Raw genomic sequence first — 19,243 nt, 5'->3', positions numbered from 1 at the left:
CTGGCCGTATCCGCGCCATTGTGTGCATGATGGGGAGATTCTGCGAAGCCGGTCGTCGCGCCGCGCGACCCGTGACATCGGATCACCTGAGCCATGTGAGGCTTTCGTAAAGGTTGCCGCTCGGCGGATCGAGAGGCGGCTGTCCGTCGGTAGTCTCCGGTGCAGTGGAGGTGGCGCGTGTTCCTGTCGAACGGTGCCCGTCGCGCGCGGACGCTGGCCTGGCTGGCCGTCGGCGTGGTCTGGGCCAGCTTGTTGATCCTGCCGTGGTGGCCGACCGACTACCTTGACCCGTACTTCCTGGAATACCGCACGGAGGCGATCAAGCGGTACCAGGAGGGCGGCGACGACTGGTGGGACGCGGTCCCGTACGGGTACTACCTGGTGGGCTTCCTGATCCACCTCGCCGCCGCGACGGCGACGCCCGTCCTGGCCGCCCGGCGTGGTTGGCACTGGGCGGCCGGCGTCACCCTGGTTCTCGCCACCGTCTGGGAGTTCACCGCGGTGGTGCCGTACGGCCTGCTCGGCGTGACGGTGGTGCCGTTCCTGCCCATGCTCGCCGGCGTGTTCATCGTGGTGGCCTGGGCGATGGTGCGGCGCGACGCCAAGGACTGGCAGGCCGGGACTCCCGAGCAGACCGAGGCCGGCACGCTGGCGCCGTGACCGCCTGTTGCGAGGGGAGGGACGGCTTGCTACTTTTCCCGTCGGAGACGGATGATCGTCTTCCCCGGACGAGATGCGCCGTACCCGGTCCGCAAAGACGACGCTCGTGGGAGGCGTCATGACCGGAGGCACGCACCCGATCGACTTCACCGCGGCACCCTCGCAGGGGCGCAGCCTCGACGTGCGGTGGATCCACGGCTCGGAGTCGGCCAAGCACAACACCGACCCCGACATCCAGGTGCACGCGTACGACGCCCACACCCTCATCCTGCGACAGAACATGGCGGTCCACTGCGAGGCGCCCTTCCTGTTCCTGCTGTTCGGCAACGACCGTGCCGTCCTGCTCGACACCGGGGCCACCGCCGCCGCGGAGTTCTTCCCGTTGCGCCGTACCGTCGACGACCTGGTGGGGCGGTGGCTGGCCGCACACCCCCGCGACCGGTATGAGCTGCTGGTCCTGCACACGCACGCCCACGGCGACCACGTCGCCGGCGACGGGCAGTTCGCCGGCCGGCCGGACACCGTCGTCGTGGGGGCCGACCGCGCCACGGCGTGGGCGTACCTCGGACTGGGCGCCGATCTGGACCGGGTGACCACACTTGACCTGGGCGGACGGGTGTTGGAATGCCTGGCCAGCCCCGGCCACCACGAGGCGGCGGTGACCTTCTACGACGCTTTCACCGGCTTCCTGTTCACCGGTGACACCGTCTATCCCGGACGCCTGTACGTGCAGGACTGGGCGGCCTTCCGCGACACGATCGACCGGCTCGTGCGGTTCACCGAGACGCGCGCGGTCAGCCACGTCCTCGGCTGCCACATCGAGATGACCACCACGCCCGGCGTCGACTACCCGATCCGCACCACCTACCAGCCCGACGAGCCGCCGCTGCAGATGAGCCCTCGGCGGCTGCGTGACGTCCGCGCAGCCATCGACGAGGTGGACGGGCGGACCGGCCGACACCCCTACGCCGACTTCGTCATCTGCTGGGAACCGTGAGGGTCGGCAACCCCGGCGGCCTCCCGTTGCCGGCCGCCGCCACGATGGTGAGCGGGTCACCATCCCCAGCGCCGCAGACCGGAAGCGGCAGCCGGACCTGAGTCCGGCTGCCGCGCCGCGAGGGTCGGCGAAGAGCGACGCCCCTCGGCTATATCGGGGGTTTTGTCGTCCGCGGCGTAGTCGGAATGCAGCGACGCCGGCCACGACGCGTGCCAGGGCTCAGTGGAGCGGGGGTTCGCCGAAGACGTGGCGGATCCGGTAGAGGTCGCGGAGGCGGGGTTCGGTGGTGCCGCTGACCCAGCGGCTGATCGTCTTCGTCGACACCTGCAGTGCGCGAGCCGCCATTTCCATGGACATGCCCTCGGCTCGCAGCCTGGCGGAGAGCCAGGTGGCGAAGGACCCTTCGGCCCTCTTCGGGGCCGGCATGGCGAGCGGTGGCTTGGACTCGGGCCGCGATTGCGCGATCGGGGCTCCGCGGTCGGGCACCGGATCGGTGCCGACCCCGGTCGGATCGCCGGGGCGCAGCGCCGGAGTGGTCCCACGGCCGGGCACCGGCTCGCGGTCCAGGGCCATGAGCACGTCCACCTCCGCCGACGTGGGAAAGATCCGCAATGAGATCTGAATGGCGCCATTCGTGCCGGCAACCTCCAGGAGGACGTCGGCGACCCGGTCGCACAGCGTGCGGACGTCCTCGTCGGACACCGGACTAGCGGTGAGCTGTCGGCGGAAGAGGTCACGAATGTCGGGCAGCGCGGAGGGGCGCGCCCGGAACGTCTGGGAGACCACCACGACCGGCAAGACCTCGATGTCTTCCTCGCCCAACCCCGGAGACGGCGACATCTTGCCTCCTTACCCAGGATCCGATGTGGCCATCGGAAAGAGCTTACGGATGTATCTCGTACCCGATCGGGTGACGTCCACCGCCGGATCCGCGAAATAGGCTGGCCTCGACCGAATACTGAACCGCCTGAGTCCCCAGTCGCACCTGGATCGGACGGTGACGGCTCGTGAACGTCTCACCCCTCGACGGCGATGAGCAGGTATTACACGTCCTCTGGATGAACGGCGGTCTGAGCTGCGACGGCGAGTCGGTGGCGTTGACTGCGGCGACCCAGCCCAGCATCGAGGATCTCGTGCTGGGTGCCCTACCGGGCCTTCCGCGGATCGCGCTGCACTGGCCGTTCTTCGGGTTCGAGAACGGCCCGGACGGTAGCGCCGACAGCTTCATCGAATGGTTCCATCGCGCCGACCGCGGCGAGCTGGAGCCGTTCATCCTGATCGTCGAGGGGTCCGTGCCGGACGAGAACAACAAGGAGCAGGGTTACTGGAGCGGGTTCGGCACCGATCCGCGGACCGAGCAGCCCATCACCACCACCGAGTGGCTGGACCGGCTGGCGCCGAAGGCGACGGCGGTGATGGCGGTCGGCACCTGCGCGGCGTACGGCGGCATCCATGCGATGGCCGGCAACCCCACCGGCGCGATGGGCGTCCCGGACCACCTCGGCTGGGAGTGGAAGTCCAAGACCGGGTTGCCGCTGGTCTGCGTGCCGGGTTGCCCGACCCACCCGGACAACCTGTCCGAGACCATCCTCCACCTGCTCTACCAGATCAGCGGGCAGGCTCGGACGATCCCGCTCGACGAGGCGTTGCGGCCGCGCTGGTTGTTCGAGGCGACCGTGCACTCCGGGTGCGACCGGGCCTCCGCCTACGACCAGAGCGACTTCGCGACCGGGTACGGGTCGTCGAACTGCCTCGTCAAGGTGGGGTGCTGGGGTCAGGTGGTGCGGTGCAACGTCGCGAAACGAGGGTGGATCAACGGGGTCGGCGGCTGTCCGAACGTGGGCGGGATCTGCATCGGATGCACCATGCCCGGGTTTCCCGACAAGTTCATGCCCTTCATGGAAGTGCCGGCGGCCGGTGCTGTGCCGTCCGGTGAGACTTACGCGCCGGTCGTGCGGACGCTTCGCGGCTTCACCGTACGGATGCCGGCGACCTGAGCCGTGGAGATCACGAGGACGGCACCCGAGGCGGCCGCGGAGCGTATCGACCAGCTCCTGGCGGAGTTGCGCGGGCGGCCCGATCGGCGCGCGGCCGACCTCGCCGAGGAGCTGATCCGCTGCCTGGTGCAGCTCTACGGCGCCGGGCTGACCCGGATCGCGGCAGGGCTCGGCGCGGACCAGCTCGAGGATCTCTGCGCCGATCCGCTGGTGGAGAGCCTGCTGCTGGTGCACGACCTCCATCCGATGGACACCGGCACCCGGATCCGGCGCGCCCTGGAGCGGCTGCGGGATCCCGGGCTGGAATACCTGGGCGTCGACGAGGCCGGAGTGGTACGCGTACGCCTGCCCGCCGGCGGCGGCTGTCCGTCGTCCCGGCAGGCGGTGGTGCACCGGATCGAATCGATCGTCATGCAGGCGGCCCCCGAGGTGACCGACGTCGTCGTGGAGGCGCCGACCCCCGCGCTGCCGCTGCTGCAGGTGTCGGTACGGCCCGGCGGGCCGATCACCCGATAGGCGTACCGGGGTCACGGGCGGCGGCCGGACACAAGTGTCCGACTCCCACTGTGACCAGGCGTTTTGCGTTCGACCGCGGCGGGCTGCGGTGCCACATATGTACGGACACGCTTGGGTCTGGTGGCGTCTCGGACGCCTCGGGCAGGCTGGTCACCGCGTCCACAAGGGCCGGAGGCAGCGACTCATAAGGTGGCATCGTGATGTGGCAACGAACTTCTCTGCGCAGGTCGCCCGTCCGGCGGATCCGGGAATGGTGGCACGAGTCCCGGTCGCTGGTGGAGCCGCCGGCACCGGCGCAGGTCGTGCGTGAGCCCGAGACCGCGTGGTGGCGGACGCAGGAGGAGCTCGATGCGGCACACCCCGGCCCGACCACGACCGTGGCGGTGCTTCGCGACGCCGACGCCGACGCCGACGCCGTGGTGGCCCGCCTGGCCGAGCTCGCCGTCGCCGACGAGCTGCTGGTGGTCTACGGATCTCAGTCGGGCGCGCACCCCGAGCACAACCCCGTCATCACCGGACTCCGCGGCCGGCTGCCCCGCCACGACGTGGTCGCGGTGCGGGTCGGGCACCACAGAGCGGACACCCACCGGCACGCCGCCGTGCTCGAGGAGTTCATGGACGCCGGCAGCCTGCCCGTGGTGGTCACCGCGTCGGCCGCCCTGCAGGATGTCACCGCACAGATCTCGAGCTATGTCCGGGCCGACCGGGTGCTGCGGGTGTTCCGTACGACGTCCGGTGCGGGCCTGTATCAGGTCTGGCGCCGCCGGCCCAAGCCGAGCCTCGCCTGTCGGTCGGGCCGGCGAGCCATGCGTACCACGAGGCGAGGTTGTCGCCCCGCGTGGCGGAGAGGGTGAGTACCCGGGCGCCGGGATTGACCGCGGCGATGTGCCGGCGACATGCGTCGAGGTCGAAGTCGACGTACGGCAGCAGATCGATCTTGTTGATCAGGACCAGATCCGCCGCCCGGAACATGTACGGGTACTTGAGCGGTTTGTCGGTTCCCTCGGTCACCGAGATGATCACCACCTTGTCGCCCTCGCCGAGGTCGAACAGCGCGGGGCAGATCAGGTTGCCGACGTTCTCCACGAACAGGAGCGAGCCAGTGGCCGGGTCCAGCGCGTCCAGCGCGTCGTTCATCATCGCGGCGTCGAGGTGGCAGCCGGCGCCGGTGTTCACCTGCACCACGGCACAGCCGGTCCGCCTGATCCGGTCCGCGTCCAGCGGCGTCTCCTGGTCCCCCTCGACGACGGCGATCGGTCGGCGTCCGTCCAGCTCGCGGATGGTTCGTTCGAGCAGGGTGGTCTTGCCCGAGCCGGGCGAGCTCATCAGGTTCACCGCGATGATGCCGCGCTCCGCCAACCGGTTGCGTACCCGCTCGGCGAGCGCGTCGTTCTTGGCCAGCACCTTCTCCTCGAGGGTGACCGTCTCGGTGGCGGGGTGCTGGTGATGATGGTCGCCGCATCCACAGGTCGCACACATGGCTCAGCCCACTTCCATCGAGACGATCTGCAGCTCCCGGCCGGCTATGACCGCCACGTCGGCGCTGCCGCACGGGCACAGCAGGATCGGGTCGTCGATCCGGGCGTCGGTCCCGCACCGTCGGCAGCGCAGGGTGCCGGGGCGGTGCTCGACGGCGAGCCGGGCGCCGTCGGCGACGGTGCCCTCGACGGCGAGGGCGAAACAGAACCGCAGGGCGTCCGGCACCACCGCGGTCAATGCTCCGACCCGGACCGTGACGGTGTGGACCGGCCGGTCACCGGCCCGCTCGCACACCGTCTCGACGATGCTCCGAGCGATCGACAGTTCATGCATCGAGTCCCGTTCCGGCCGGCCTGGACGCCGCGACAACACAATGGAGTCGGGTGGAGCGCGCGTGGTTGACAGTGTCCCACGGAGAAGAGCAACCTGTTACCGGCGTCACACGCTAGGTCGAACCGTCCTCCAGCTCCGCAGGGGGTCGGCAGACCCCGGGAAGCGGGTCAGCATGCCCTCAGCGGAAGCGGTGAAAGCAGCCGACACCCTCCTCCTCGTCCTGTGGATCAATTCCGGCATCACCACGCACACGCTGGACCGGGAACCCAGGTGGCGCAAGCCTCGCCGCAAACCGGCCGCCGGCGCGACCCGGTGACGGCGGAAAGGGCGGACATGACCCAGAACCGGGAGACCGAACTCGTCGACATGGCGTGGGACCCGATCACCCGCATCGTCGGAAGCCTCGGCATCTACACCAAAATCGACTTCAAGCAGCGGATCGTCGCGCAGTGTCGGAGCACCAGCTCGATCTTCCGTGGCTACTCGATCTTCATGAAGGGCAAGGACCCGCGCGACGCCCACTTCATCACGAGCCGGATCTGCGGGATCTGCGGTGACAACCACGCCACCTGCTCCTGCTACGCGCAGAACATGGCATACCGGGTGAAGCCGCCGCACCTCGGCGAGTGGATAGTCAACCTCGGCGAGGCCGCTGAGTACATGTTCGACCACAACATCTTCCAGGAGAACCTGGTCGGGGTGGACTACTGCGAGAAGATGGTCGCCGAGACGAACCCGGGCGTGCTGGCGGCGGCCGACCGCACCGAGTCACCCCACGCCGGCGACCACGGGCACCGCACCATCGGCGACATCATGCGCTCGCTGAACCCGTTCACCGGCGCGTTCTACCGCGAGGCCCTGCAGGTCAGCCGGCTGACCCGGGAGATGTTCTGCCTGATGGAGGGCCGCCACGTGCACCCGTCCACCCTGTACCCCGGCGGTGTCGGCACGGTCGCGACCATCCAGTTGATGACCGACTATCTGAGCCGGCTCATGCGCTACGTGGAGTTCATGAAGAAGGTCGTGCCGATGCACGACGACCTGTTCGACTTCTTCTACCAGGCGCTGCCCGGCTACGAGCAGGTCGGTAACCGGCGCATCCTGCTGGGCTGCTGGGGCTCGTTCCAAGATCCTGAACACTGCAACTTCGAGTACGCCGACATGACCGACTGGGGTCGCAAGATGTACGTCACCCCCGGCATCGTCGTGGACGGCAAACTCGTCACCACGGACCTGGTGAAGATCAACCTGGGTATCCGGATCCTGCTCGGCTCGTCGTACTACGACGACTGGGCGGAGCAGGAGATGTTCGTGACGCACGACCCGCTGGGCAACCCGGTTGACCGCCGCCACCCCTGGAACCAACACACCAATCCCAGGCCGCAGAAACGCGATCTGGAGGACAAGTACAGCTGGGTGATGTCGCCCCGCTGGTACGACGGCAGGGACTACCTCGCGCTGGACACCGGCGGCGGCCCGCTGGCCAGGCTGTGGTCCACCGCGCTTGCCGGCCTGGTGGACATCGGCTATGTGCGTTCGACGGGTTCCAGCGTCCAGATCAACCTGCCGAAGACCGCGCTCAAGGGGCCGGTGGAGCTGGAGTGGAAGATCCCGCGGTGGAGCAACACCATCGAACGCAACCGCGCCCGCACCTACTTCCAGGCATACGCGGCAGCCTGCGCGCTGCACTTCGCCGAGAAGGCCCTCGTCGAGATCCGCGCCGGGCGCACCCGGACATGGGAGTCGTTCGAGGTGCCCGACGAGGGCATCGGCTGCGGATTCACCGAAGCGGTCCGCGGCGCGCTCTCGCACCACATGGTGATCCGCGACGGGAAGATCGCGAACTATCATCCGTACCCTCCGACGCCGTGGAACGCCAGCCCGCGAGACATCTTCGGCACTCCCGGGCCCTACGAGGACGCGGTGCAGGGACAGCCGATCTTCGAGGAGAACGACCGCGAGCACTTCAAGGGCATCGACATCATGCGTACGGTGCGCAGCTTCGACCCGTGTCTGCCCTGCGGCGTACACATGTATCTCGGCGGCGGCCGGAAGCTGGAGCTGCTGCACTCGCCGACGCAGTCCCCAGGGGGCGAGTGAGACGTGGCGCAGCAGGATCGGCAGGCGGCGGGGCCGCGCATCGACACGCTCATCGCCGCGAGCGCGTCCGACGGCCCGATCGCGCAGGTGGCGTGATGGTCACCCCGGACCCGGCCGTCACGCCGCTGACCGCGCTGCGCCGGATCGCCCGCAGCAGCCCTTCTCCGGCCGAGAGCGAGCGCTGCGACTTCTGCGCCGCAGGCATCGAGTCGGCCCACCCGCACGTGGTCGACCTGCAGAGCCGGGCATTGCTGTGCGCCTGCCGGCCTTGTCACCTGCTGTTCACCGACGAACGCGCGAATCTGCGCTACCGGGCCGTACCGCAGCGCCACCTGTCGCTGCCGGGCTCCGCTGTCGGCGACGATGTCTGGGACGCGCTGCAGATCCCGGTCGGCCTCGTGTTCCTGTTCCGCAGCTCGGTCCAGAACCGGATGGTCGCGTGCTATCCGGGACCGGCCGGTGCGACCGAGTCCGAGTTGCCGCTGCCGGCCTGGGACCGGATGGTGGCGCACACCCCGCGGCTGGGCCTGCTCAGGCCCGACGTCGAGGCGCTGCTCGTCCGGCGGGTCCGCGGTGCGGACACCACCTGCCACCTGGTGCCCATCGACGCCTGCTATGAACTGGTCGGACGGCTCCGCACGGGGTGGCGCGGCTTCGACGGCGGACGCGAGGCGCACGACGCGATGGACCGGTTCTTCGCCCGGCTGCAGGCGCTCAGCCGCCCCGCCCCACCGGTCGGTGCGCCATGAACGACTACCGGTTCACCGTGCTCGACGTGGCCGCCGAGCCGGACGCAGTGGCACCGCAGTTGACCGCGCGCCTGCGCATCGAGGAGACCACCGGCCAGCAGATCCACGCCATCGTGCTGCAATGCCAGGTACGCATCGAACCGCAGCGCCGCCGCTACGACCCTGCGGAGCAGGACGCCTTGCGCGGGCTGTTCGGCGAACGGGAACGCTGGGCCGACACGGTGAAACCCTTCCAGTGGATGCAGTGCAACACCACGGTGCGGGGTTTCACCGGTCGCACGGAGACCGACCTCCCGCTGCCGTGCACCTACGACCTCGAGGTGATCGGCACCCGCTACCTGCACGCACTCGACGCCGGCGACATACCGTTGACCTTCCTCTTCTCCGGCACGGTCTTCACCCGGGGCGGCACCGTCTTCGACGTGCAGCAGATCCCGTGGGCGTGCGAGGCCCGGCACGCCCTGCCCGTCGCGGTCTGGCGGCGAATGATCGCCTCCTACTTCCCGAACGCCGGCTGGCTGCGCCTCGGCTCCGACATGTTGGCGGAACTCGCCGGCTACCGCTCCCGGCACGGACTGGTGAGCTGGGACGAGACGATCCAGAGACTGTTGACCGCGGCGGACGGGACGACCCCGTGAGTATGGACGCGGTGCGGGCCGTCGCCGACGCGGTGCTCTACGAGGGGTACCTGCTCTATCCGTACCGGGCGAGCGCCGCGAAGAACCGGTCGCGGTGGCAGTTCGGCGTGCTCGGCCCCCCGGCGGCAGCCGCGCAGGCGTTCGGCGAGGCGCCCGACCTGGAGGTGCAGTGCCTGCTCAGGCCGGGCACCGGGCTCGGCGCCGTCGTGATCCACCTCCGCTTCCTGCAGGTCCAGGCCCGCGAGGTGCAGCGCCGCGAACCGGACGGCACCTACCTGGCGGTCGGCGCGCTGACCGTCGCCGGAGCCGACATGCTGAGCTGGGACGAGGCGGTGGAGCATGAGATCACGCTGCCTGAGCTGCGGCTGACCGGGACCGGGGACTTTCCCGTCGCCGTGCCCGGTGGCGAGGACGTCGAGCCGGTGGTGGATCCCGGCGGAGACCCGATCGGCCGGATCGTGCGCCGCCGCCGGCCGCTGACCGCACGGGTGCGTACCCGGGTCGATCCGGACGGTGGCCTGGTGCGGCTGACCGTATCCGTGACCAACGAGCATGCCGCTCCCGTCACCGACAAGGACTCGGCGGTCCGTAGTTCGCTGATCGGGTCTCATCTGTTGATCGAGGCGCGCGACGCGGCGTTCGTCTCGTTGCTCGACCCGCCGCCCGCTGCCGCCGCGGCCGCCGCCCGCTGCCGGCAGCACCGCTGCTGGCCGGTGCTCGCCGGTCCGGCCGGGTCGCTCGACGTCGTGCTGGGCGCACCGATCATCCTGTACGACCACCCGCAGATCGCGGAGCAGAGCTCCGGCGCGCTGTACGACTGCACCGAGATCGACGAGATCCTCACCCTGCGGGTGATGACCATGACCGACGTCGAGAAGGCCGAGGCGCGCGCCACGGACCCGCGGGCGCAGGCCATCGTCGAGAGATGCGACGCGATGTCGGCCGCGGACCTGCAGCGGTTACACGGCATCGGGCATGCCGCCCGCGGCGCCGAACCCCGCACCGTCGTCACCGACCGGCCCTGGTGGGATCCGGCGGCGGACTCCGAGGTGAACCCCGAGACCGACGTGGTGGTCGTCGACGGCGTCCCGATCGCCAGGGGCAGCCTGGTGCGGGTGCACCCGGTCCGGCGCGCCGACGCCCAGGACCTGTTCTACGCCGATCAGGTCGCCCGGGTGGCCGCCGTGGTGGCCGACGTCGACGGCGAGGTCCACGTCGCGGTGGTGCTCGTCGACGACCCGGCCGCGGACCTGCACGACTGGTACGGCCGCTATCTCTACTTCGCGCCCGACGAGCTGGCGCCGCTGCCCCCGGCGGCCCGGCCGACATCCCCGGAGGAGAACTGATCGTGGAAGTCCTCGGCAACATCGCCGCCGCCCTGACCTCGGCAGTCGCGATGTTCGCAACCGTCGTGCCGGTCCGGTCCATGCCGGACACCCGCCGGCACCTCGAGATCCGCTCGATGTGAGCACCGGGCAGGACATGGTGCGTGTACTCGTGGCCGGTATCGGCAACCTCTTCTTCGGCGACGACGGCTTCGGCCCCGAGGTGGTCCGGCGGCTGGCCGGCCGGAGCGCGCTGCCTCCCGGCGTCCGGCTGGTCGACTACGGCATCCGCGGCATGTACCTCGCGTACGACCTGCTCGACCCCTGTGATGCGCTGGTGCTGGTGGACGCGCTACCGGGCGACGGCGTCCCCGGCGAGGTGGTGGTGCTCGAGATCACCGCGGACGACCTGGGCGGCGGCGGGTTCGACGCACACGCGATGAACCCGGTCGCGATGCTGGCCACTGTCGAGCGTCTCGGCGGCGCACTGCCGGCCACGTACCTCGTCGGTTGCCGGGTCGGCGCGGTGAGCGAGGGGATCGGGCTGAGCGCGCCGGTGACCGCCGCCGTCCCGACGGCGGTGGCCGCCGTTCGCCGCCTCGTGCACCGCCTCACCGCAACCGTTCCGGCCGGCTCCCGGGGGAAGTAGCCATGTGCCTGGGCATCCCCGGACGCGTGGTGGAGATCGTGTCGGGCTACGCCGGCCAGTTGGCGCTGGTCGATGTGGTCGGCGCGCGGCGCCGGGTGAACATCGGCATGCTCGACGCGCCGCCCGCCGCCGACGAATGGGTGCTGATCCATCTGGGTTTCGCGGTGGAGATCATCGACGCCGCCCAGGCCGAGCAGGCGATGCGCGGCCTGGAGCTGATGGGCCAGGCGCGCACCGACCGGATCCGGCGACGGTTCACCGTCTCCGGTCTCGTCCAGGGCGTCGGATTCCGCCCGTTCGCGTACGCGACGGCCGTCGCGCTCGCGCTGGCCGGATCGGTGGGCAACACCGCCGACGGCGTGGTGATCGAGGTGGAGGGCGACCCGGATGCGGTCCGCGAGTACGGCCGCCGACTCCGCGAGTGCCCACCCCCGCTCGCCATGGTCACCGACGTCCGCGAGACCGAACTCGTCACCGAGGGCGGCACCGGGTTCACCATCGCGGCGTCCCGCGGTGCCGGCCGGCCCCGGACGCTCGCGTCGCCCGATGTGGCGACCTGCGCCGACTGCCTGCGAGAGCTGCGCGACCCGGCCGACCGTCGCCACCGCCATCCGTTCATCACCTGCACGAACTGTGGACCGCGGTTCACCATCATCACCCGCCTGCCGTACGACCGGGCGACGACCACGATGGCGGGTTTCGCGATGTGTGCCGCCTGCCGCGCCGAGTACGATGACCCGGCCGACCGCCGGTTCCACGCCCAGCCGATCGCCTGTCCTCGCTGCGGCCCGCGGCTCGAGCTGGTCACCGGCGGCACCGGGATGCTGTCCGGCGAGGATGCGCTGCGTGGTGCCCGGAAGCTGCTGAGCGCCGGGAAGATCGTGGCCGTCAAGGGCCTCGGCGGATACCATCTGGCCTGCGACGCGCGCAATGCCGGGGCGGTCGCGGAGCTTCGCCGGCGCAAGCGGCGGGGCGGCAAGCCGTTCGCGGTGATGGTGGCCGGCCTCGACGCCGCGCAGCGGCTGGTCACCATGACCAGCCACGAGCGGGAGCTGCTCACCGGGATCCGCCGGCCGATCGTCCTGCTGCCCCGGCGAGCCGGCGCAGGGCTGGCCGACGCGGTCGCCCCGGACACTCCCGACCTCGGGCTCATGCTGCCTTACACCCCGCTGCACGTGCTGCTCTTCGGGCTGCCCGGTGACCCGCCCGGGCCGGATGCACTGGTGATGACCTCCGGGAATCTCGCCGGCGAGCCCATCGTCACCGATGATGCCGAGGCCGTGACGCGCCTCGCCCCGCTGGTCGACGCGTGGTTGCGTCACGACCGTGGCATCGAGGTGCCCTGTGACGATTCGGTGAGCCGTTACGTCGCCGGGGCCGAGCTGCCGATCCGCCGTTCGCGGGGGTATGCGCCGCTGCCGCTGGCGTTGCCGTTCGATGTCCCGCCGGTGCTCGCCGCCGGCGCGGATCTGAAGAACACCTGCGCGCTCGGCAGCGGCCGGTATGCCTGGGTCAGCCAGCACATCGGCGACATGGACGACGTCAGCACCATCGAAGCGCTGACGAAGACTGCACGGCACCTGGAGGAGCTCACCGGCGTGCGACCCGAGATGCTGGTGGCGGACCAGCACCCGGGGTACCGGTCCGGCGACTGGGTGCGCGCCCATGCGGACGGCCGACCGGTACGCCTGGTCCAGCACCACCACGCCCACATCGCCGCCGTGCTGGCCGAACACGGGATCGGTACGGGCCAGCAGGTGATCGGCGTGGCCTTCGACGGCACCGGCTTCGGCGACGACGGGGCGGTGTGGGGCGGCGAGGTGCTGATCGCCGACTACAAGTCCTACCGACGGGCGGCCCACCTCGGGTATGTGCCGCTGGCCGGCGGTGACGTGAGCGTGCTGCGGCCGTACCGGATGGCCCTGTCCCACCTGCGTGCCGCCGGCGTGCGCTGGCAGCCGGAGCTGCCCGCCGTCGCGGCCTGTCCACCGGCCGAACGTGCCATGCTCGCCCACCAACTGGAGACCGGATTCGGCTGCGTGCCCACGTCCAGCATGGGCCGGCTGTTCGACGCCGTCTCGTCGCTGGCAGGGGTCCGTCAGCACGCCGAGTACGAGGCCGAGGCGGCCATCGTCCTGGAAGGACTGGCTCGCGGGACGGAAGCCGGCTTCGGGTACGCGTACGGCGTGCGTGAACCGGCCGGCGGCCCGATCATCGCCGACCCCGGCCCGGTGATCCGGGCGGTCGCCGATGATGTGCGATCCGGCGTGGCCGCCGCGGTCATCGCCGCGCGCTTCCATGCCGCGACGATCGCGCTGATCACCACGCTGGCGCAGCGCTGCCGGGAACGCACCGGGCTGAACGTGGTCGCACTCGGCGGTGGGGTGTTCCAGAACTGCCTGCTGATCGACGGGGCCGGGCGAGCCCTGCACGAGCGCGGTTTCACCGTGCTGCGCCCCCGCCTGCTTCCGCCCAACGACGGTGGCATCGCCCTCGGCCAGCTCGTCGTCGGCGCGCTCGGCTGAGCCCTTTCGAGAACAGGAGACGCCTATGTGCCTGGCCGTTCCCGGACGCGTACTGAGCATCACCGAAGTCGACGGCACGACGATGGCGGAGGTCGACTTCGGCGGCGTACGCAAGGACGTGTGCCTGCAGTACGTCCCCGACGTTGCGACCGGTGAGTACGTCATCGTGCACGTCGGCTTCGCTATCCAGCGCCTCGACGAGGCCTCGGCTCAGCAGACGCTGGCCACCTTCGAACGGCTCGGCATCCTGCAGGAGGAGTTCGGTGACGGCTTCACCCGGGCGGCCGAGCAGACGGGAGCAGACCGGTGAAGTACCTCGACGAGTTCAGCGATCCCGACCTCGCCCGCAGGCTTGTCGACCAGATCCATGCGGTCACGAGCCGCCCCTGGGCCATGATGGAGGTCTGTGGCGGCCAGACCCACTCGATCATCCGGCACGGCATAGACCAGCTCCTGCCCGAGGGCGTCGAGATGATCCACGGGCCGGGCTGTCCGGTCTGCGTCACCCCGCTGGAGACCATCGACAAGGCGCTGGCCATCGCCGCGCAGCCCGGCGTCATCTTCTGCTCGTTCGGCGACATGCTGCGGGTGCCGGGCAGCGGCCAGGACCTTTTCGGGATCAAGAGCGCCGGGGGCGATGTCCGGGTGGTGTACTCGCCGCTCGACGCGCTCACCATCGCCCGGCAGCACCCGGACCGGCAGGTGGTCTTCTTCGGCATCGGCTTCGAGACCACCGCCCCGGCCAATGCGATGACCGTCTACCAGGCCCGCCGGCTCGGCGTACGGAACTTCTCGCTGCTGGTGTCGCATGTGCTGGTACCGCCCGCGATCGCCGCCATCATGGAGTCGCCGCGCTGCCGGGTGCAGGCGTTCCTCGCCGCCGGGCACGTGTGCAGCGTGATGGGCACCGCCGAATACCCGCCACTGGCGCAGCGGTACGAGGTGCCGATCGTGGTCACCGGCTTCGAGCCGCTGGACATTCTGGAGGGCATCCGGCAGGCCGTCATCCAGCTCGAGTCCGGACGGCATGAGGTACAGAACGCGTACCCCCGAGCGGTCCGCGACGACGGCAACCCCGCCGCCATGGCCATGTTGCGCGACGTGTTCGAGGTGACCGACCGGACGTGGCGCGGCATCGGGATGATTCCCGGGAGCGGCTGGCGGCTGTCCGAGAGGTACCGCGACTTCGACGCCGAGCTGCGGTTCGACGTCACCGGCCTGCACACGAGTGAGTCCTCGCTGTGCCGCTCCGGTGAGGTGCTGCAGGGCCTGCTGAAGCCGAACGAATGTGCGGCGTTCGGCAGGCAGTGCACGCCACGCAATCCGCTCGGCGCGACCATGGTGTCGTCCGAGGGGGCATGCGCCGCCTACTACGCGTACCGGCGGCTCGATCTGGTGCAGATCTGATGACGGCCGAGCTGGAGTTCGAGAACTGGACCTGTCCGCTGCCGCTGCGCGACACACCCACCGTCGTCATGGGTCACGGCGGTGGTGGCGCCATGTCGGGTGAGCTGGTGGAGCACCTGTTCCTGCCCGGTTACGGTACGGCCGGCGCGGTGAGTGAACTCGCCGACTGCGCGGTCGTCGGCGTCGGCAGCGCCCGGATCGCCTTCTCCACCGATTCCTTCGTGGTGAAGCCGATGTTCTTCCCGGGCGGCTCGATCGGCGACCTGGCGGTGAACGGCACCGTCAACGACCTGGCGATGGCGGGCGCCACACCGCTGTACCTGTCGGCCGCGTTCATCCTGCAGGAGGGCACCGCGCTGGCCGACATCGCCCGGATCGCCGAGGCGATGGGCGCCGCCGCGCGCGCCGCCGGGGTCCGGCTGGTCACCGGCGACACCAAGGTGGTCGACAACGGCAGCGGAGACGGCGCCTACATCAATACCTCCGGCATCGGCCTCGTCGCGGACGGCGTCGACATCGGACCCCGCCGGGCCACCGCGGGCGATGCGGTACTCATCAGCGGCGACATCGGCGTGCATGGCGTGGCCGTCCTGAGTTGTCGTGAGGGCCTGCAGTTCGGCACCACCGTGGCCAGCGACACCGCGCCGCTGCACGGGCTGGTCGCTGCGATGCTCGCCACCGGCGTCGATTGCCACGTGCTGCGCGATCCCACCCGCGGCGGGGTGGCCGCCGCGCTGAACGAGATCGCCAGGACCGCCCGGGTCGGCATCGAGTTGGTGGAGCGGGATCTCCCCATTCCACCCGAGGTCTCCGATGCGTGCAACCTGCTCGGACTGGACCCGCTGCAGGTGGCCAACGAGGGCAAGCTGCTGGCGTTCGTACCCGCGGAGCGGACCGAGGAGGTCCTGGCGGCGATGCACGCCCACCCGCACGGCGCCGGTGCGCGCCGGATCGGCACCTGCGTAGGCGAGCACCCCGGGATGGTGGTGGCCAGAACGGCGCTGGGTGGCACCCGGGTGGTGAGCCTGCCCATCGGTGAGCAGTTGCCCCGGATCTGCTGAGGTGAGCCTGCCGGGTGCGCTGTCGTTCGCGCGGTACGCCTACCCGCCGAACCAGCTCGGCTACTGCGGCCCGGACGGCGCCGCTGCGCTGCTGCGCGCCGACGGCGAGCAGGAGATCGCCCGGCGGGCCCGGCTGTTCGAGGGCGCCTGGAGCTACCTCGAATTCATCGCCCGCGCTGCCGGCCACGCCGATCCACTGGACGAGGCCGTCGTCCAGGCGTACTGGGTCGGCAACGATCTGCTCGACCGGGTGGTGCCCGCAGAGCTGGTGGACTTCCTGCGGACCCGGTTCGCCGGTCAGGCAGGCGGAACCTGGAACGATGCGGGCAGCCGGGCGATCGCCCACCACAGCTTCCACGTGTTCGAGGTGTATCCGTGGGCCGCGATGCTGCGGCGTACCGGCAACCCGGCCGCCGTGTCGGTGCTCGAGAAGTGCCGGATCCGGACCGGGGTCGTGTGCGACGTCCACGGCGAGACCGCCAGGGTGTCCTCGCGCCCGCTCATCCTCGACGGCGGCGTGCTCACCCCCGGACCGGTACGCCATGAGTCGGTCACCTGGTCGGCTGGGGGTCACACGCTGCTGTCCGGCCTGACGCCCGGCGATCGGGTGACGTTGCACTGGGACTGGATCTGCGACGTCGTCACCGAGGAACAGTGCGCCCGCCTGGAAGCCTGCGAGCAACGCCAGCTCGGCTTCGTCGCCGGCCGGAGATGACAGGCCGGCGGTCCGGTCTGCCGACCGCCGGCCAGGTGCGACGCGGGCCGCGGTCAGGCCAGCGTGGAGATGCAGAACGGGTGGCCTGCGGGATCCAGCAAGACCCTCCGCTGATCGGGGTGGGGTTGAACCGGGGGCTCCACGGCGCCCAGGGCCAGCATCTCGGCATGGGCGGCCTCCAGATCGTCGACGCCCAGTTCGAGGTGGGCCTGCTTGCCCTGGGAAGGGTCCGGCCAGGTCGGACGCCGGTAGTCGGCTACCCGGATGAAGCCCAGGCCGGGTGAACCCTCCCGGCCGAGCAGGATGAAGTCGTCGCTGGAGTAGAGGATGGGCAGGCCGAGCGCGTCGCCGTAGAAGCGGGCCAGCTCGGCGGGGTCAGGGCAGTCGAAGTCGACGGACAGGAGCCGGATCGCGGGTCCGGATGTGGTGTCGGCACTCATGGGGACGACGCTATGGCGGGACCAGGACAGCATCGGTCCTGGTCATCGGAGACACTTCAGGATGTGATCAGCGCCTCCGCCCGCCTCCTGCGACTGGTCTCGTTGCTGTCCACTCGATCGACGTGGACCTGCCGCGAGCTGGCTGAGCGGATGACGGTCACCGATCGCACGGTCCGGCGGGACATCGCCCGGCTGCGGGAACTCGGCTACGGCATCGAGTCCGACCCCGGGCCGTGGGGCGGCTACCGCCTCGTCGGCGGCACCCGGGTGCCGCCGCTGATCCTCGACGACGAGGAGGCGCTCGCCGTGGCCGTCGCACTGCGAGAGGCCGCGCTCAGCGGCGTCCTGGGCAGCGACCAGGCCGCGCTGTCGGCGCTGTTGAAACTCCGGCAGGTCCTACCGCCCCGGATCGCGGAGCGGCTGGGCGAGATGGATGCGACCTTCGTACACACTCCCAGGCCCGAGAGACGTCAGGTCTCGCCCGGCGTGCTGCGGGAACTGGCCGCCGTCTGCCGCCGTGGCGAGCGCACCCGCCTGTCGTACCAGGACCACGCGGGGAAGGCCACTGTCCGGGACATCGACCCCTACCGCCTGGTACATACAGGCCGCCGGTGGTACATCGTCGCCAGGGATGTGGCTCGGGACCAGTGGCGGACGTTCCGGGCCGACCGGGTCGTACAAGTACAGCCGACCGGACATACGGTCGAGCTCGTCGACCCGCCCGACCCGGCCCTGTTCGTCTCCCGAGGCATCGCGGGCGTCGTATACCCGCTCTATGTGACAGTCCGGCTACCGCAACCCATGGATCAGGCGCTACGGCTGGTCCCGCCGACGATCGGTACCCATCACCCGGACGGCCCCGACGCCACCATCGTCGAAATCGGCGGCAACGACGCCGACCAACTCGCCGACTACCTCCTCGGCCTGGGCACCACGCTACGGATCCTGGCACCGGAGCGCGTACGGGAGGCGCTGCTGCGCCGTACCCGAGACCTGTTCGAGGACAACGGGGGCGGTCAGCCTCCGTAGGGACGTGTGCGCCGGGCGGCGCCCGGTCCGCGGCGGCGACGGTGGAACCGGGCGGGGCGGCGCCGGTGCCGGCGCCGCCCCGCCCGCCCCCGTCACGGGCAGGCGTCGTGTGCGGTGGCCTTGTCGTCGCCCAGCAGCGTGTCGCCGAAGTTCCGCCACGAGCCCGCCGCGATCACCGCGACGTTGCCGTTGTAGTCGCTGAACTGGTAGACGCGGACCTCGCACCCGGTCCGGTTCCACACCGACGAGGCGGTGTTGTCCAGCTCACCGCCGACGATAGGCCACGTCTTGCCCCGGTAGTACGTGTCGTCGACGGCGGTTCCGTAGTCCTTGACCGGCCCGGAGCGGTTCCGGTCGCGGTAGAGGCAGAACTCCCCCGATTCGCACACCCCGTTGCTCAGGGCGGCGGCGAGCGGCTGCGGCGCCCCGGCTGCCTGGCTCGGCGCGGCCACCGCAGCGCCGGCGGCCGGCACGGTCAGCAGTACGCCGATCGCGGCCGGCACGACCATCCGCAGCATCGATGGGACCTTGAGCCGAGAGCTGAGATTCACTGTCTGTCTCCTTGACGGCGGCCGGTGACACGGAACGCACCGGCTGTGACATTGAGCATGGATCTGTGGTGT

21 protein-coding genes and 1 riboswitch are annotated in these 19,243 nt (G+C 70.5%); of the genes, 16 read left to right on the top strand and 5 right to left on the bottom strand.

The window, feature by feature from the left end; all coding sequences use genetic code 11:
- The first annotated feature begins 177 nt into the window (after nt 1-177).
- Nucleotides 178-660: a hypothetical protein gene (locus EDD30_RS33390; protein WP_071808424.1), complete on the top strand. Its 483-nt coding sequence runs from the start codon at nt 178-180 to the stop codon at nt 658-660.
- Between the two features lie 40 nt (nt 661-700).
- Nucleotides 701-767: riboswitch (guanidine-III (ykkC-III) riboswitch) on the top strand.
- 11 nt (nt 768-778) lie between these two features.
- Nucleotides 779-1,657, top strand: coding sequence for an MBL fold metallo-hydrolase (locus tag EDD30_RS33385; protein ID WP_084557204.1), 879 nt, complete (start codon nt 779-781; stop codon nt 1,655-1,657).
- Between the two features lie 219 nt (nt 1,658-1,876).
- Here EDD30_RS33385 and EDD30_RS33380 read toward each other — a convergent pair whose 3' ends face one another.
- Nucleotides 1,877-2,497: a helix-turn-helix domain-containing protein gene (locus EDD30_RS33380; RefSeq protein ID WP_071808422.1), complete on the bottom strand. Its 621-nt coding sequence runs from the start codon at nt 2,495-2,497 to the stop codon at nt 1,877-1,879.
- Nucleotides 2,498-2,664: 167 nt separating this feature from the next.
- Here EDD30_RS33380 and EDD30_RS33375 point away from each other — a divergent pair, with 167 nt between their 5' ends.
- Both EDD30_RS33375 and EDD30_RS33370 read left to right on the top strand, forming a co-directional pair.
- Complete coding sequence (locus tag EDD30_RS33375) at nt 2,665-3,654, top strand: NADH-quinone oxidoreductase subunit B family protein (protein ID WP_211277964.1); 990 nt, start codon at nt 2,665-2,667, stop codon at nt 3,652-3,654.
- A 3-nt stretch (nt 3,655-3,657) separates the two neighbouring features.
- On the top strand, nt 3,658-4,170 hold the full coding sequence (locus EDD30_RS33370; RefSeq protein ID WP_071808421.1) for a NifU family protein: 513 nt from the start codon (nt 3,658-3,660) through the stop codon (nt 4,168-4,170).
- Nucleotides 4,171-4,839: 669 nt separating this feature from the next.
- Here EDD30_RS33370 and hypB read toward each other — a convergent pair.
- Entirely contained in the window at nt 4,840-5,649 is an 810-nt protein-coding gene (hypB, locus tag EDD30_RS33365; RefSeq protein ID WP_084557185.1) for a hydrogenase nickel incorporation protein HypB, read from the bottom strand.
- A 3-nt stretch (nt 5,650-5,652) separates the two neighbouring features.
- Complete coding sequence (locus EDD30_RS33360) at nt 5,653-5,982, bottom strand: hydrogenase maturation nickel metallochaperone HypA/HybF (RefSeq protein ID WP_071808420.1); 330 nt, start codon at nt 5,980-5,982, stop codon at nt 5,653-5,655.
- A 333-nt stretch (nt 5,983-6,315) separates the two neighbouring features.
- Here EDD30_RS33360 and EDD30_RS33355 point away from each other — a divergent pair, with 333 nt between their 5' ends.
- From EDD30_RS33355 to EDD30_RS33310, 11 genes are all read left to right on the top strand, one after another.
- The gene (locus EDD30_RS33355) at nt 6,316-8,082 is read left to right on the top strand and encodes a nickel-dependent hydrogenase large subunit (RefSeq protein ID WP_071808419.1); all 1,767 of its coding nucleotides are present in this window, start codon (nt 6,316-6,318) and stop codon (nt 8,080-8,082) included.
- Nucleotides 8,083-8,177: 95 nt separating this feature from the next.
- Nucleotides 8,178-8,831: a DUF5947 family protein gene (locus EDD30_RS33350; protein ID WP_071808418.1), complete on the top strand. Its 654-nt coding sequence runs from the start codon at nt 8,178-8,180 to the stop codon at nt 8,829-8,831.
- Nucleotides 8,828-9,469: a DUF6084 family protein gene (locus EDD30_RS33345; RefSeq protein WP_071808417.1), complete on the top strand. Its 642-nt coding sequence runs from the start codon at nt 8,828-8,830 to the stop codon at nt 9,467-9,469. The genes EDD30_RS33350 and EDD30_RS33345 overlap by 4 nt, the downstream gene beginning before the upstream one ends.
- Nucleotides 9,470-9,471: 2 nt before the next feature.
- Complete coding sequence (locus EDD30_RS33340) at nt 9,472-10,815, top strand: hypothetical protein (RefSeq protein ID WP_071808416.1); 1,344 nt, start codon at nt 9,472-9,474, stop codon at nt 10,813-10,815.
- Nucleotides 10,816-10,817: 2 nt separating this feature from the next.
- Nucleotides 10,818-10,937 (top strand): DUF6893 family small protein, encoded by a 120-nt coding sequence (locus EDD30_RS42200; RefSeq protein ID WP_394328306.1) that lies wholly within the window; start codon nt 10,818-10,820, stop codon nt 10,935-10,937.
- 14 nt (nt 10,938-10,951) lie between these two features.
- A complete protein-coding gene (locus EDD30_RS33335; protein WP_071808451.1) occupies nt 10,952-11,443 on the top strand; it encodes a hydrogenase maturation protease in 492 nt (163 codons plus the stop codon).
- Nucleotides 11,444-11,445: 2 nt separating this feature from the next.
- The gene (gene hypF, locus EDD30_RS33330; RefSeq protein ID WP_071808415.1) at nt 11,446-13,968 is read left to right on the top strand and encodes a carbamoyltransferase HypF; all 2,523 of its coding nucleotides are present in this window, start codon (nt 11,446-11,448) and stop codon (nt 13,966-13,968) included.
- Nucleotides 13,969-13,993: 25 nt separating this feature from the next.
- On the top strand, nt 13,994-14,278 hold the full coding sequence (locus tag EDD30_RS33325) for a HypC/HybG/HupF family hydrogenase formation chaperone (protein WP_071808414.1): 285 nt from the start codon (nt 13,994-13,996) through the stop codon (nt 14,276-14,278).
- Nucleotides 14,275-15,375 (top strand): hydrogenase formation protein HypD, encoded by a 1,101-nt coding sequence (hypD, locus tag EDD30_RS33320; protein ID WP_071808413.1) that lies wholly within the window; start codon nt 14,275-14,277, stop codon nt 15,373-15,375. Before EDD30_RS33325 ends, hypD begins: the two co-directional genes overlap by 4 nt.
- Nucleotides 15,375-16,436, top strand: coding sequence for a hydrogenase expression/formation protein HypE (gene hypE, locus EDD30_RS33315; protein WP_084557183.1), 1,062 nt, complete (start codon nt 15,375-15,377; stop codon nt 16,434-16,436). Before hypD ends, hypE begins: the two co-directional genes overlap by 1 nt.
- A 1-nt stretch (nt 16,437) precedes the next feature.
- The gene (locus tag EDD30_RS33310; protein WP_071808411.1) at nt 16,438-17,151 is read left to right on the top strand and encodes a DUF6390 family protein; all 714 of its coding nucleotides are present in this window, start codon (nt 16,438-16,440) and stop codon (nt 17,149-17,151) included.
- Nucleotides 17,152-17,204: 53 nt separating this feature from the next.
- Here the strand turns inward: EDD30_RS33310 and EDD30_RS33305 are convergent, their stop codons facing one another.
- Complete coding sequence (locus EDD30_RS33305) at nt 17,205-17,591, bottom strand: VOC family protein (RefSeq protein WP_071808410.1); 387 nt, start codon at nt 17,589-17,591, stop codon at nt 17,205-17,207.
- 63 nt (nt 17,592-17,654) lie between these two features.
- Between EDD30_RS33305 and EDD30_RS33300 the strand changes: the two genes are divergently transcribed.
- Nucleotides 17,655-18,620, top strand: a complete 966-nt coding sequence (locus EDD30_RS33300; protein ID WP_071808409.1) for a helix-turn-helix transcriptional regulator — start codon at nt 17,655-17,657, stop codon at nt 18,618-18,620.
- Nucleotides 18,621-18,712: 92 nt separating this feature from the next.
- On the opposite strand, the gene EDD30_RS33295 is transcribed toward EDD30_RS33300, so the two are convergent.
- A complete protein-coding gene (locus EDD30_RS33295) occupies nt 18,713-19,171 on the bottom strand; it encodes a peptidase inhibitor family I36 protein (RefSeq protein ID WP_071808408.1) in 459 nt (152 codons plus the stop codon).
- Between the last annotated feature and the right edge of the window lie 72 nt (nt 19,172-19,243).

The sequence above is a fragment of the Couchioplanes caeruleus genome (genome assembly GCF_003751945.1).
GTDB classification, from domain to species: domain Bacteria; phylum Actinomycetota; class Actinomycetes; order Mycobacteriales; family Micromonosporaceae; genus Actinoplanes; species Actinoplanes caeruleus.
The sequence above is the reverse complement of the archived record's forward strand: the minus strand, read 5'-3'. Positions and strand labels throughout refer to the sequence as shown.

Excerpts from the sequence above, each read along its gene's own strand:
- EDD30_RS33385 (WP_084557204.1), top strand. The coding sequence starts at position 779 with ATGACCGGAGGCACGCACCCGATCGACTTCACCGCGGCACCCTCGCAG.
- EDD30_RS33380 (WP_071808422.1), bottom strand. The coding sequence starts at position 2,497 with ATGTCGCCGTCTCCGGGGTTGGGCGAGGAAGACATCGAGGTCTTGCCG.
- hypB (WP_084557185.1), bottom strand. The coding sequence starts at position 5,649 with ATGTGTGCGACCTGTGGATGCGGCGACCATCATCACCAGCACCCCGCC.
- EDD30_RS33360 (WP_071808420.1), bottom strand. The coding sequence starts at position 5,982 with ATGCATGAACTGTCGATCGCTCGGAGCATCGTCGAGACGGTGTGCGAG.
- EDD30_RS33355 (WP_071808419.1), top strand. The coding sequence starts at position 6,316 with ATGACCCAGAACCGGGAGACCGAACTCGTCGACATGGCGTGGGACCCG.
- EDD30_RS33350 (WP_071808418.1), top strand. The coding sequence starts at position 8,178 with ATGGTCACCCCGGACCCGGCCGTCACGCCGCTGACCGCGCTGCGCCGG.
- EDD30_RS33345 (WP_071808417.1), top strand. The coding sequence starts at position 8,828 with ATGAACGACTACCGGTTCACCGTGCTCGACGTGGCCGCCGAGCCGGAC.
- EDD30_RS33340 (WP_071808416.1), top strand. The coding sequence starts at position 9,472 with ATGGACGCGGTGCGGGCCGTCGCCGACGCGGTGCTCTACGAGGGGTAC.
- EDD30_RS33335 (WP_071808451.1), top strand. The coding sequence starts at position 10,952 with ATGGTGCGTGTACTCGTGGCCGGTATCGGCAACCTCTTCTTCGGCGAC.
- hypF (WP_071808415.1), top strand. The coding sequence starts at position 11,446 with ATGTGCCTGGGCATCCCCGGACGCGTGGTGGAGATCGTGTCGGGCTAC.
- EDD30_RS33325 (WP_071808414.1), top strand. The coding sequence starts at position 13,994 with ATGTGCCTGGCCGTTCCCGGACGCGTACTGAGCATCACCGAAGTCGAC.
- hypE (WP_084557183.1), top strand. The coding sequence starts at position 15,375 with ATGACGGCCGAGCTGGAGTTCGAGAACTGGACCTGTCCGCTGCCGCTG.
- EDD30_RS33305 (WP_071808410.1), bottom strand. The coding sequence starts at position 17,591 with ATGAGTGCCGACACCACATCCGGACCCGCGATCCGGCTCCTGTCCGTC.